The organism is Flavobacterium enshiense DK69, assembly GCF_000498495.1.
In the GTDB taxonomy this organism is placed as follows: domain Bacteria; phylum Bacteroidota; class Bacteroidia; order Flavobacteriales; family Flavobacteriaceae; genus Flavobacterium; species Flavobacterium enshiense.
Window position 1 is genome coordinate 200,415 of the sequence record NZ_AVCS01000006.1, and the last position, 13,807, is coordinate 214,221.

9 protein-coding genes are annotated in these 13,807 nt (G+C 39.2%); 7 read left to right on the plus strand and 2 right to left on the minus strand.

Annotation, left to right across the window (positions count from 1 at the left end; genetic code table 11):
* Positions 1–73 precede the first annotated feature (73 nt).
* From FEDK69T_RS03680 to FEDK69T_RS03700, 4 genes are all read left to right on the plus strand, one after another.
* Positions 74–1,468: an OmpA family protein gene (locus FEDK69T_RS03680; RefSeq protein WP_023572803.1), complete on the plus strand. Its 1,395-nt coding sequence runs from the start codon at positions 74–76 to the stop codon at positions 1,466–1,468.
* 64 nt (positions 1,469–1,532) lie between these two features.
* Entirely contained in the window at positions 1,533–4,292 is a 2,760-nt protein-coding gene (locus FEDK69T_RS03685; protein ID WP_023572804.1) for a PD-(D/E)XK nuclease family protein, read from the plus strand.
* A 97-nt stretch (positions 4,293–4,389) separates the two neighbouring features.
* On the plus strand, positions 4,390–6,567 hold the full coding sequence (locus FEDK69T_RS03690; RefSeq protein WP_023572805.1) for a S41 family peptidase: 2,178 nt from the start codon (positions 4,390–4,392) through the stop codon (positions 6,565–6,567).
* Positions 6,568–6,889: 322 nt separating this feature from the next.
* Complete coding sequence (locus FEDK69T_RS03700; RefSeq protein ID WP_023572806.1) at positions 6,890–7,558, plus strand: ATP-binding cassette domain-containing protein; 669 nt, start codon at positions 6,890–6,892, stop codon at positions 7,556–7,558.
* Here FEDK69T_RS03700 and FEDK69T_RS03705 read toward each other — a convergent pair.
* Both FEDK69T_RS03705 and FEDK69T_RS03710 read right to left on the minus strand, forming a co-directional pair.
* Positions 7,555–8,340, minus strand: a complete 786-nt coding sequence (locus FEDK69T_RS03705) for an alpha/beta fold hydrolase (RefSeq protein ID WP_035630733.1) — start codon at positions 8,338–8,340, stop codon at positions 7,555–7,557. The two genes, FEDK69T_RS03700 and FEDK69T_RS03705, sit on opposite strands and share 4 nt — an antisense overlap.
* Before the next feature lie 129 nt (positions 8,341–8,469).
* Positions 8,470–9,762 carry an aminopeptidase P family protein gene (locus FEDK69T_RS03710; RefSeq protein WP_023572809.1) on the minus strand — a complete coding sequence of 431 codons (1,293 nt, stop codon included), beginning with the start codon at positions 9,760–9,762 and terminating at the stop codon, positions 8,470–8,472.
* Positions 9,763–10,057: 295 nt separating this feature from the next.
* Between FEDK69T_RS03710 and FEDK69T_RS03715 the strand changes: the two genes are divergently transcribed.
* The 3 genes from FEDK69T_RS03715 to FEDK69T_RS03725 are packed head-to-tail and all read left to right on the plus strand — an operon-like array spanning position 10,058 to position 13,724.
* Complete coding sequence (locus FEDK69T_RS03715; RefSeq protein WP_023572811.1) at positions 10,058–10,912, plus strand: succinate dehydrogenase cytochrome b subunit; 855 nt, start codon at positions 10,058–10,060, stop codon at positions 10,910–10,912.
* A 15-nt stretch (positions 10,913–10,927) separates the two neighbouring features.
* Entirely contained in the window at positions 10,928–12,937 is a 2,010-nt protein-coding gene (locus FEDK69T_RS03720; protein WP_023572812.1) for a fumarate reductase/succinate dehydrogenase flavoprotein subunit, read from the plus strand.
* Between the two features lie 25 nt (positions 12,938–12,962).
* Complete coding sequence (locus tag FEDK69T_RS03725; protein WP_023572813.1) at positions 12,963–13,724, plus strand: succinate dehydrogenase/fumarate reductase iron-sulfur subunit; 762 nt, start codon at positions 12,963–12,965, stop codon at positions 13,722–13,724.
* Positions 13,725–13,807 lie beyond the last annotated feature (83 nt).

Below are 13,807 nucleotides of genomic sequence, written 5' to 3' on the forward strand. Positions count from 1 at the left end.
AACTCTTTGTAATTAATAATTAACCTATTATTTTTGTCCTGATTATAACGTATTGTAATTAAATAAAAAAAGTATGAAACATCTAAACAAATTATTTGTTGCTGCTCTTATGTTTGCGGGTTTAAGCTCTCAGGCGCAGGATAGTAACAATCCTTGGGCGATCACATTCGGTGCGAACGCTATGGACGGTGGTAGAGTGAGTGCTGCTTCTAAGGTAGAAGATCAGTTCTCTCAGTATTTTAATGCTAAAGATTATTGGAACATTATCCCTTCAATTTCTTATGTTAACGTATCAAGACTTGTTGGGAACAATATCTCCTTTGGTATTACGGGATCAGTAAACAAAATTGATAAATTTGTTGGAGAGAGACCTACTATTCCTGGAGATTATCCGGTAACTAATCCTGGAGATTTGATGTACTACGGAATCGACGGGATTATCAAATACAGCTTCTTAAAAGGTTGGTTTGATCCGTATGTTCACGTTGGTGGAGGTTATACTTTCATGGGTGATGCTTCTGCAGGTACCGTGAATGGTGGTTTGGGAATAAACTTCTGGTTTACGGACCAAATAGGTTTGTCTTTACAATCAACGTATAAGCAATCATTCGACGATACAAGAACTCCTGATTATGATATTGCTTCACACATGCAACACTTCATGGGTATTTCTTTCAAAATCGGTGGAAAAGATACTGACGGTGACGGAATCTATGATAAAGATGACGCTTGTCCGGAAGTTGCTGGTTTAAAAGAATTCCAAGGATGTCCTGATACTGATGCTGACGGAATCGCTGATAAAGATGATTCTTGTCCTGAAGTAGCTGGTCCAAAAGAATTAAACGGTTGTCCTGATACTGACGGGGACGGAATCGCTGATAAAGACGATGCTTGTCCTGAGGTAGCTGGTCCTGCTGCAATGAACGGTTGTCCTGATACTGACGGTGACGGTGTTGCTGATAACGTTGATAAATGTGTTGACGTTAAAGGTCCTGCTGAAAACGCTGGTTGTCCTTGGCCGGATTCTGACAAAGACGGTGTAGCTGATAAAGATGACAAGTGTCCAGATGTAATGGGTACTGTAGCTAACAACGGATGTCCAGAGTTAAGCGAAGCAGTTATGAAATCATTGAATGACTACGCTAAGACAATCTTGTTTGTAACTAACAAAGCTACATTCCAACAAAGATCATACGCTGTATTGAAAAACATTACTGCGATCTTGAAAGAATACCCAGATGCTAAATTCTCTATCGAGGGTCACACTGATAGCGATGGTAATGACAAATACAACATGAAGTTGTCTGAAGACAGAGCTGCTGCGGTTAAAAATTACTTAATCGAAAACGGTATCGCTCCTGAAAGATTGTCATCTAAAGGTTTCGGTGAAACTAAACCAATCGATTCAAACAAAACTAAAGCTGGTAAAGCTAACAACAGACGTGTAGAAGTTAAATTAGTAAAATAATTTATTTCTTTACAAATAAGTAAAACGCCCCGATTTATCGGGGCGTTTTTTTTATTTTTATGGCATGACACATTTTTCATTCCTTGATAAAGTAAGCCATGAGATAGTTTCACAATTTGGGAACCGTCTTTCTGAAATTACCATAATCCTTCCTAACAAGAGGGCACGTGTTTTCCTATTGGAGTCATTAAAGAAGCAGTTGGATCAAACTGTTTTTGCTCCGGATATAATCAGTATTGAAGATTTTATTCAGGATGTCGCCGGTATCCGAAGTGTTGATTCAATTGAATTGCTTTTTGAGTTTTACGAGGTTTATCGTTCAGTAACACCATCGGAGAAGCAACAGGAATTCGAGTTGTTTGCCAATTGGGGTAAAACCTTGTTGCAGGATTTCAACGAGATCGACCGCTATTTATTAAAACCCAATCATGTTTTCTCATATCTGGAAGATATCGAGGTATTGAAACGTTGGGATTTACAGCCGTCACAAACTACGGCGCTAATCGATAACCATCTGGAGTTTTGGAGCCGACTACCGGAGTATTATGAGACTTTATATCTTCATTTAAAAAATAAAGGGATTGGGTATCAGGGACTGACTTATCGCGAGGCCGTGGAAAACCTCCACTATTTCTCTGAATCATTGGGAAATAAAAAGCTAATCTTTGCCGGATTCAATGCGCTGAACCAGGCAGAAGAAAAAATCATTCAGCAGTTACTGTTCAATGAACAGGCTAAGATTTACTGGGATATTGATGCGGCTTTTTTAAATGATGGGTTGCATGATGCCGGTTTGTTCATTCGCAGGTTCAAAAAGGAATGGAAGCAGTTTGTCAATCAGCCGTTCGAATGGATTACTACCGAATTCAGTCAGAAGAAGAACATTCAAATCATCGGTACACCGAAAACTATCGGTCAGGCAAAAATTGCTGGTAAGATTATTGAAGGAATTCAGGCAAAAGGTGAAAGTCTGGACAAAACCGCACTTGTTTTGGGTGAGGAAAACTTGTTACTGCCGGCTTTATATGCACTTCCCAATACTGTGGAAAGTCTTAATATTACCATGGGATATGGCAGTAAGAACAACCCAGCGCAAATTCTAATCAGCAAATTGTTTAAGCTGCATGCTAATGCACTGCAGCGTAGTGGGACGAGTTATACGTTTTACTACAAGGAAGTTTTGGATATACTCACCCATCCGTTGGTGGAGCCTTACAGTAGTGCTTCCGGTGTAATTCGGATTATCAACCAAAATAATATTACATTTCTTTCGCAGAAGAAATTTCTTGAGCTTAATCAGAATACATCCGAATTGTTTCAATTGTTATTTGAACGTTGGGATAATGATATTGTCACGGTTCTAAATCGATTGTCCTCCATAATTTTGAGTATAAAATCGTTTTTGGGGAATGATACCGAAGAAGAAAAGGTAACTAAAGCGTTCCTGTATTCGATTTTCAAAACCATTAATAAACTGATTAACTATCAGGAGAAATACGGTCAAATCGATTCGGTAGCGATGCTTCATTCCATTTACAAGCAGATTATTGATCTGGCAGAAGTTTCCTTTGAAGGGGAACCGCTTTCAGGACTTCAGATTATGGGAGTATTGGAAAGCCGTGTTTTGGATTTCGACAATGTGATTATCACATCTATGAATGAAGGTGTATTTCCGGCGGGAAAATCGACGAATTCCTTTATTCCGTATGATGTGAAACGCGAATTGGGATTGCCAACCTATAAAGAAAAGGACGCCATTTACTGTTATCACTTCTATCATCTGTTGTTGCGCGCCAAGAATGTATATCTGTTGTACAATACGGAAAGTGAAGGTCTGGATGCGGGAGAGAAAAGCCGTTTTATCACGCAACTTGAAATCGAAAGACAACCGAATCATTCTATTACGCATCAGATTTATAATGCCTATTTGCCGGAGAAAGCCTATGAGCCAATCGTGGTCCCGAAATCAGAACGCGTTATGGAACGACTGAAGGAAATTGCCACCGGTAAAGGTTTTTCGCCTTCGGGTTTGACGAGTTACATTCGCAATCCGATTCAATTTTACAATCAGCGCGTCTTACGGATTTCGGAAGTGGAAGAAGTGGAAGAGAACATAGCTTTGAACACTCTTGGGACTATCATTCACGGGGCGTTGGAGGAATTGTATACGCCGTTTCTGAATCGTTTTCTGTCGGTTGAAATCATAAACGAAATGCTTTCTAAAGCAAATGCTGAAGTCGAAAAACAATTCCGTGAAGTGTATAAGGAAGGTGAAATCAAGAAAGGGAAAAACCTGCTGGCCTTTGAGGTGGCCAAGCGAAATGTCTTCAATTTTTTAAATGATGAAAAGAAATTGATAGAAGCAGGCGATGCGGTTAAAGTACTGGCATTGGAAACATCTTTGGGACGGACTTTGGAAGACTCCCGTCTGCCATATCCTGTAAAAATTGCAGGAAATGTCGACAGGATCGAACAGCGCAATGGGAAAATCAGAATTATCGATTACAAAACCGGTAAAGTCGAATTGCGAAACGTTCAGTTGAAAGAATGGGGAGGACTGACTTCCGATATCAAAAATGATAAAATCATTCAGCTGCTGTGTTATGCTTTTATGTATGAGGAACAAAAGAACGGTATGGAAATGGAAGCAGGGATTATTTCGTTCAAAAATATGAAAGCTGGTTTTCTGCCTTTTGCAGTCAAAGAAGATAAAAATACAGATGAAATAATTAGTGGCGAAGTTTTAGAGGCTTTTACAGCTGAAGTAATTGTTTTGATAAATGAGATTTTAAACGCGGAGGTTCCTTTTGAAGAAAAGGTTTAACATTTTATTGTAATTTTCCTACACGTTTTTTTATTTCTTTACGGCGTATAAAATGTAAGTTAATTATTTAAAATTGCTGTTAATCCGCTACGCATTTATGAAAAATTTTTTCACGTTTCTTGCTGCTCTTTTGATTAGTCCTTTGTTTGCTCAAAATGCCGCTCCAAAATTCAACTTTGATTTCGAAGAATTGTCCGAAGGGAAAAAACTACCTACGGATTGGATCAAATGGGGTGATTATCCGCTTGAAAAAGATTCTGTAACTACCCAGTCCGGAAACTATTCCATGCGGATTGAAACCGAAAAAGGCGAATCCTTCGGATGTGTAGCTTACCAGTTGCCAGCAAACTATAAAGGGGAAAAAATCACTTTGGAAGGCTATGTGAAATATGAAAATGTCCGCGATGGTTTTGTGGGGCTATTGATGCGTTTGGACAAGCAAGGTTCTTCCATCGCTTTTGATAACATGCAAAGGCAAAAACTACAGGGAACGCAAGACTGGAAAAAATATACCATAGGCCTGAATTTTAAAGGCAATCCTGATAAGGTTTACGTAGGCGGTATTATGGTCGGAAAAGGGAAAGCCTGGTTTGACAATTTTAAAGTTTACATCGACGGAAAACCAATCGAAAGTTTAAAACAGGTTGAAATAGAACCTTCTATTATAGACAAAGACAACGAATTTGACAACGGTTCAAAGTTTAGCGCTACCGTTTTGAATGACACGCAAAAAAGAAATCTGTTTGTGCTGGGGAAAGTATGGGGCTTTGTAAAATACCACCATCCGGCAATAGCCAAGGGAACCATCAGTTGGGATTATGAATTGTTCCGGATATTACCGAAAATAAACGAAGAAAATTTCGACAGCGAATTAGTCCAATGGATAAAGAAATTAGGGACGTTCAAAGCCCGTGAACAGAAACTTCCCGATGCCGCCGATACGAAACTACTGCCCAACAATCAATGGTTAACAGATACTAATTTATTGTCTGCCGAATTGTCAACGCTGCTGAAAAAAATAAACAAAGCCGACCGAAGCAGTACCAATTACTATTTGGCTTTTAACCATGGTGTGAACAATCCCGATTTTAAGAACGAAAAAACGTATGCTTCCATGAGCTATGACGACAGTGGTATTAAATTACTGGCGTTATTCCGATACTGGAATATGATTGAATACTTTTTTCCAAACCGACATTTAATGGACGAAAACTGGGATGTAGTTTTAAAAGATTTTATTCCGAGAATGACGAATTCAAAAGATGAGAAAGAGTATACGTTGGCGTTGTTGGAGTTAATCGGAAAAGTACAGGATACGCATGCCAACATTTGGGGCAAGAATAAAGTGCTGACTGAATTTTTTGGTAAAAATGTTGTTCCGATCAGCCTGAGTTTTGTGGAAAATAAGGCGGTTATCGTGAAATTAGAGACGGAGTTTAAAGACAATTCCGCTAAGGTGGGTGACATCATAACCGAAATCAACGGCGTAAAAGTTGACGACTGGATTAAGGAAAACATAAAGTATTTTCCTGCCTCCAATTATCCGACCCAATTGCGGGATATTGCCATGAAATTATTGCGAACTAATCAGGAAAATATAGAAGTTACGATTGATACCGGAGCAGAAATCAAAAAAGTAACGCTTGCCACGATTCCGAATAAATATTTTGGAGAAGACCCGATGTCGCATAAAGTGCTTAATGACAATATCGGTTATATTTATCCGGGTACTTTGAAAGAAGACGAAATCGATGAGATCATGCCGAGATTTCTGGACAAGAAAGGATTAATTATCGATTTCCGATGCTATCCGTCAGACTTTATAGTTTTCAGTTTGTCTAAATATCTGTTGAATGAGAAAAAGGACTTTGTAAAATTTACGGAAGGCAGCAGTAAAATGCCAGGATTGTTTACGTACAGAAAAGGTAGTTCTATAGGAGGTAGCAACAAAGATTATTTTAAGGGTAAGGTGGTGATTTTAGTTAACGAAACCACGCAGAGCAGTGCGGAGTATACTGCAATGGCGTTACGAACAGCTCCTGCATCTGTTGTTTTGGGAAGTACGACGGCTGGTGCGGATGGTAATGTTTCGGCTATTTACTTGCCGGGGAATATCTTTACCTATATCTCAGGAATCGGAATTCTAACACCGAACGGATCCGAAACCCAACGCGTTGGGATTGTACCGGATGTTAAAGCCGAGCCGACGATTAAAGGCATCCGAGAAGGAAAAGACGAAGTGCTTGAAAGAGCGATTGCAATCATCAACAACTAACTTTTAATTTGTCAGCTATCAGAAAATTAAACAATCTTATCGCTTTTTACCGAAGCACTTTGCTAGTGAATTTGGTGATCTCATTGCTCCCGGTAATTTTGCTTCCGACATTTTGGGGAGGGGTAGAGGGATTTTCGAGTGTTTTTATAACTTTTGGTTTTGTAACCAGTATCGCCGTAAAAGAAATAAACAATAAAGAAACGTATTTGTTTTATCATAACAACGGACTTTCCAAAATGCAGTTGTGGATTAGCAGTGCACTTTTTAATTTGCTTTTTTGTGGAATCTTGGCATTGGTAAGGGGTCTAATACGTATGGTTTTATGAAGCATGTTTTAGAAGTCGACAGCGTTCAGAAATATTTTGAACATAAATTGGTGCTTTCCGACGTGTATCTGAAATGCGAAACCGGTGACATCATCGGATTGCTAGGGCGGAATGGTTCTGGAAAATCGACCTTACTAAAAATCCTTTTCGGAATTGTTCCTGCCGATTATAAGTTTGTCCGCATCGACGGAAAGTTGAAACAAAAAAACTCCGAATTGCTCCAAGAAATAAGTTATCTGCCTCAGGATAATTTTATTCCGAAATCGTTTTCGGTTAAAAAATCGATTCGGTTATCGATATCAAAGGAGGAACATTCTAATTTTTGTGATGATCCGATGATTCAGTCGATTTTGGATAAAAATATCAGCCATTTATCCGGAGGTGAATTGCGTTACCTTGAAATCAAACTTGTTTTATTCAATCCGACAAAATTTGCCCTACTGGACGAACCTTATAACGGATTAGCTCCGGTAATGGCGGAAAAAGTGAATCAGTTAATCAGGGAAAATGCAAAACATAAAGGTGTTATCATCACTGATCATAACTATCGAAATGTTATCAATGTATCTACAAAATTAATTCTGATGGAAACCGGAAAGACACGTTTTCTTAATGATAAAGAAGAATTAATTGAACGAGGTTATTTGAGAGAAGGAATGCTTTAAACCGACTTTAAAAAATCCAATAGCACTTTTCCTAATTGGTCTTTATTTTCAATGTGGCTCATGTGGCCGTCAGAGAAAGAAACCAATTGTACGTTTGTGCCTTCGATTTGCTCCAGGTTGTCTTCGTAAATCAGAACCGGATCTTTTTTGCCTAAAATCAGCAGTATCGGATAAGGGGCAAAATGAAGGATAACTTCGCGGTCTTTACGTATTTTCATGCCTTCCGAAGCGGCTACGATGCCCTGAAGCGGTGTTTTTAATGCTTCGACTTTAACATTTTCGATTTCCTCAGTAAGTCTATCGCGGTTTTCTTCGCTGAAAAGATTGGCAATAGCCATGCTGATAAATGCCGAATAATTCTGTTTTACTGCTATAATGGCGCGGTCGCGATTCATTTTTCGCTCATCGCTGTCAGCTCGGGAAGTCGAGTTTAGGAGTACAAGTCCTTTTACGTTGTCGGGATATAATTCGGCGAAAGCCAAGGAAACATAGCCGCCCATGGAATGTCCCACAAAAAAGGCTTTTCGGATACGCAATTCATGTAAAACCGCATGAACCGCATCGGCCATATCTTCCATGGTGTGCACGTATCCCATGCATTCGGTTTGTCCGTGACCCAGTAAATCAATAGTGATAACGCGGTATTTTTTGGCAAATTCGGAAACATAAAAATCCCACATAGTAGCATTTTCCAAAAAACCATGAAGCAGGACTATAGCGGTTCCTTTTCCGCTTTCGGAGTAAGCTATTTTTGTGTTTTTATGAATGATGAATTTACTCACGAGGGTGTTATGCTTTTGCAGGCCAAAAATACTGTTTAGTTAGTAACAAACGAATTTTTTGTAATAAAAAAGAAACGGCTCACTTTCGTAAGCCGTCTTTCTTCTTTTTCTTATTTTCTATTCTCCAGATTATGAATTCATCAGACTTTCAATCTCATCTGCTTCAATCGGAATGTTGCGCATTAAGTTGAACGGTTCTCCTTTTTCCTGGATCACCACATCGTCCTCCAAACGGATTCCGAAACCTTCTGCAGGGATATAAATTCCAGGTTCTACCGTAAAGACCATATTGGCTTCCATTGGTTCGTGTAATAAACCATAATCATGCGTGTCCAATCCCATATGGTGGGAAGTGCCGTGCATGAAATATTTTTTGTAGGCCGGCCAGTCCGGATTTTCGTTTTGCACATCGGCTTTATCGATTAATCCTAAACCTAGTAATTCAGAGGTCATGATTTTACCCACTTCAATATGATATTGTTTCCATAAAGCTCCCGGAACAAGCATTTTGGTTGCTTCGTTTTTCACATGTAAAACGGCATCGTAAACGGCTCTTTGTCTTTCTGTGAAACGTCCTGAAACCGGAATCGTTCTGGACAAGTCGCTGGAATAGTTCGCATATTCGGCACCAACATCCAAAAGCAATAAATCGCCGGCTTTACATTGCTGATTGTTTTCTATATAATGTAAAACATTGGCATTTGTTCCCGAAGCGATGATTGGCGTATAAGCAAAACCTTTAGAGCGGTTTCTTAGGAATTCATGAGCCAGTTCGGCCTCGATTTCATATTCCATTACGCTGGGTTTCACAAATGATAATAATCTTCGGATTCCTTTTTCGGTAATGTTACACGCGTTTTGGATTAAATCGATTTCCTCGCTTTCTTTTATGGAACGCAAACGTTGTAAAATCGGATTGGATTTCTCAATCTTGTGTGCCGGATAATTTTCTTTCCACCACTTTACAAAACGAGCCTCACGGGTTTCCGTTTCAATCGTAGCACGGTAATGTTCGTTGGTGTTAATGTAAATGGTATCGGCATAGGCCATTATTTCCTTTAACGTTTTGTGGAAATCCTGTAACCAGATCACGGTTTTTACCCCTGATACTTCAAAGGCGCGTTCTTTTGTTAGCTTTTCGCCTTCCCAAATGGCAATGTGTTCGTTGGTTTCTTTTAAGAATAGGATTTCTTTTAAGTGTTCATAAGGCGCATCCGGAAAAAGTAAAAGGATACTCTCTTCCTGGTCTACTCCGGATAAATAGAAAATATCTCGGTGCTGTGCGAAAGGCAAAGTGCTGTCCGCAGAAACAGGATAGATGTCGTTGGAATTGAAAACAGCAACACTGTTAGGTTTCATGTTTGCCGTGAATTTCTGTCTGTTTTTGATGAATAAATCACGGGATATCTGATGGTATTTCATATGTGTATTTTTATTGTTTTTTATTGGTCATATGCAGTTCGCATAGCATTATTGATGTTTGCGGACAATTATGGTTATGCTCATTTCGTAATGAAATGGTTTATAAAAATAATAAGAACCCAAATTTAGGAACTTTCAGGCCAAAAGATGTTAATCTGTAGAAAAAAATATGGAAAGAAGAATGGGTAGTGTCATTTTAAATTCATTATAAATAAGCGGCAAACTTTTGCGGGTAAAGTGAAATACCCTTATTTTTGTTTGATTTTTAAAAAACTATTATATTCAAACAAATACTATGGCAAAATCTGCGCTTTTAAAGTCGTCTATCGCAAAGAAATACTGGATGGCTCTTACGGGTTTATTTTTATGCTTGTTTTTGGCGGGTCACTTAGCCGGAAATCTTCAGTTGATTTTTGGCACTGCATCACAGTTTAATCAGTATGCATTATTCATGACTTCCAATCCGGCAGTAAAATTATTATCTTATTTAACCTACTTTTCAATTCTTTTTCACGCTATCGACGGGATTATGTTGACTGTTCAAAACAAGAAAGCAAGACCGGTAGCTTATGCAATGAACAATCCAAGTAACAACAGTACTTTGGCATCCAGAAACATGGCGGTTTTAGGAACATTAATTTTGGTGTTCATCGTTACGCATATGGTAAATTTCTGGGCTGTGATGCATTTTGACAAAAACATGCCGTTGGTATCCAGGGAAGTTTCTGAGATGGGTATGAGTCAAAAAGTAGCTGTAGGTGTTTTGGGTTCGCAAGCGCCCTATTTTCCTTTAGATGCTAAGGGTAAACTTAATGCAGAAGTTATAAGAAGAAATGAGTTGACTCAGAAGACGGTTACGACTGTTGTTGATAAAGACGGTTATGTTGTTTTTGAAGGGCAAAAAGATTTACATAAAATTACTTTTGATTTCTTCCAAGATCCAAAGACTGGATTGATTGCAACTATTTTGTATGTATTGGCAATGGCAGTTTTGGCATTCCACTTATTACACGGATTCCAAAGTGCGTTCCAATCGTTGGGTGTAAACAATAAATTTACTCCGGCTATTAAGTCTTTCGGAACTTTATTTGCAATCATCGTTCCATTATTGTTTGCAATTATTCCGGTTTATATTCACTTTGTTAAATAATCAACATCAAAATATATGAAGTTAGATTCAAAAATACCTGATGGTCACATTTCAGAGAAATGGACTAATCATAAAAATAACCTTAAGCTGGTTGCGCCTAATAACAGACCAAAAATCGATATTATTATTGTAGGAACTGGTTTGGCAGGTGCTTCTGCTGCGGCTTCATTTGCTGAAATGGGGTACAATGTAAAAGCATTTTGTTATCAGGATTCTCCTCGCCGTGCGCACTCTATTGCTGCTCAAGGGGGTATCAATGCTGCTAAAAATTATCAAAACGACGGTGACTCGATTTACCGTTTATTCTACGATACAATTAAAGGAGGTGACTACCGTGCACGTGAGGCAAACGTTCACCGTTTGGCTGAAGTTTCCGGAAACATCATTGACCAATGTGTTGCTCAGGGTGTTCCTTTCGCGCGTGAATACGGAGGTATGTTAGATAACCGTTCTTTCGGAGGTACTCAGGTTCAACGTACATTCTACGCTGCAGGACAAACTGGACAACAGTTATTGCTGGGAGCTTATTCTGCGCTTAACCGTCAAATCGGATTAGGACGTATTGAAATGTACAACCGTCACGAAATGTTGGAATTGGTAAAAGTTGACGGAAAAGCCCGTGGTATCATCGCTCGTAACCTTATTACTGGTGAAATCGAAAGACATTCAGCTCACGCTGTAATCGTTGCAACCGGAGGATACGGAAATGTATATTTCCTTTCTACAAACGCAATGGGATCAAACGTAACTGCTGCTTGGAAAATCCACAGGCAAGGAGCTTTGTTCGCTAACCCAGCTTACGTACAAATCCACCCAACATGTATTCCAGTTCACGGAACAAACCAGTCTAAATTAACTTTGATGTCTGAGTCTTTACGTAACTCAGGACGTATCTGGGTTCCTAAGAAAAAAGAAGACGCTGAAGCAATCCGTGAAGGAAGATTGAAACCGGTACAAATTGCTGAAGGCGACAGAGATTATTTCTTAGAGAGAAGATATCCTGCGTTTGGTAACCTTGTTCCTCGTGACGTTGCATCTCGTGCTGCTAAGGAGCGTTGTGATGCAGGTTTCGGAATCGAGGCTAACGATACTAACGAAGGTGTATACTTAGATTTCTCTACTGAGATTCAAAATAAAGGTAAGCAGGCTGCTTACGCAAAAGGTAACCACAACCCATCTGCTGACGAAATCACTACTTTAGGTAAAAAGTGGTTAGAAGAGAAATACGGTAACTTGTTTACGATGTACCAAAAAATCACTGACGAGAATCCATACGAAACTCCGATGAAGATTTACCCGGCTGTTCACTATACTATGGGTGGTGTTTGGGTTGATTACAACTTACAGTCTACAATCCCTGGATGTTTCGTAGCAGGAGAGGCTAACTTCTCTGATCACGGAGCTAACCGTTTGGGCGCTTCTGCTTTGATGCAAGGTTTGGCTGATGGTTATTTTGTATTGCCTTACACGGTTTCTAACTATTTGGCTGACGATATTCGTACAGGTAAAATTTCTACAGATTTACCGGAGTTCGTTGAAGCTGAAAACCGCGTGAAAGATCAAATCAACAGTTTCATAAACAATAAAGGAACTAAGTCTGTAGACCACTTCCACAAACGTTTAGGAAACATCATGTGGAATAAAGTTGGTATGGGTCGTAACGAGAATGGTCTGACAGAAGCTATTTCTGAAATTGCTGCTTTAAAAGAAGAATTCTACAAAAATGTTTACGTTCCGGGTAGCAACGATGAGTTGAATCCTGAGTTGGAAAAAGCACTTCGTGTTGCTGACTTCATCGAATTGGGTCAGTTGATGGCTATGGATGCTTTACAACGTAAAGAATCTTGTGGTGGTCACTTCCGTGAGGAGTATCAGGATTCAGAAGGAGAAACTCTTCGTGATGATGTTAACTTCTCATTTGTTGGAGCATGGGAATACCAAGGTTCAGATATCAATAAAGAAGTATTACACAAAGAAGATTTGAAATACGATTTTATCAAAATTGCAGCTAGAAATTATAAATAATAGTTGAAAAGCAAAAAGAAAAATTATGGCTTCTAAAAAGAACATCAATATAAACCTTAAAATTTGGCGTCAGAAAAACGCTAAAGCTAAAGGTAGTATGGAAACATACAAACTGGATAACGTTTCTACAGACAGTTCATTCCTGGAAATGTTAGACCAATTGAACGAAGAATTGATCAACAAACAAATCGAGCCGGTAGCTTTCGATCACGACTGTCGTGAAGGAATTTGCGGAATGTGTTCGTTATACATTAACGGACGTGCCCACGGACCGGATACAGGAATCACAACTTGTCAGCTTCACATGCGTATGTTCAATGACGGAGATACGATTTTCGTTGAGCCTTGGAGAAGTAAAGCTTTCCCTGTAATTAAGGATTTGGTTGTAGACAGAACTTCTTTCGAGAGAATCCAACAGGCTGGAGGTTTCGTTTCGGTAAACACTTCCGGAAACACAATTGACGCAAATGCGACCCCGGTTCCAAAACACGACGCAGACAAAGCGTTCGAAGCAGCAGCTTGTATTGGTTGTGGAGCGTGTGTAGCTACTTGTAAAAATGGTTCGGCTATGCTATTCGTTGGAGCAAAAGTGTCTCAGTACGCTTTATTGCCACAAGGAAAAGTGGAAGCAACTCAGCGTGTATTAAACATGGTACGTCAGATGGACGAAGAAGGATTCGGAAACTGTACCAATACCGGTGCATGCGAAATTGAATGTCCGAAAGGAATTTCTTTGGAAAACATCGCTCGTATGAACCGTGAGTTCCTTAAAGCAAGTTTAAAATAAACTTTATTCATAAATTTTAAAAAACGCATTCAGCTTTGTTGGATGCGTTTTTTGTTTTTACTATTTTTAACAAAAAGTTCGGC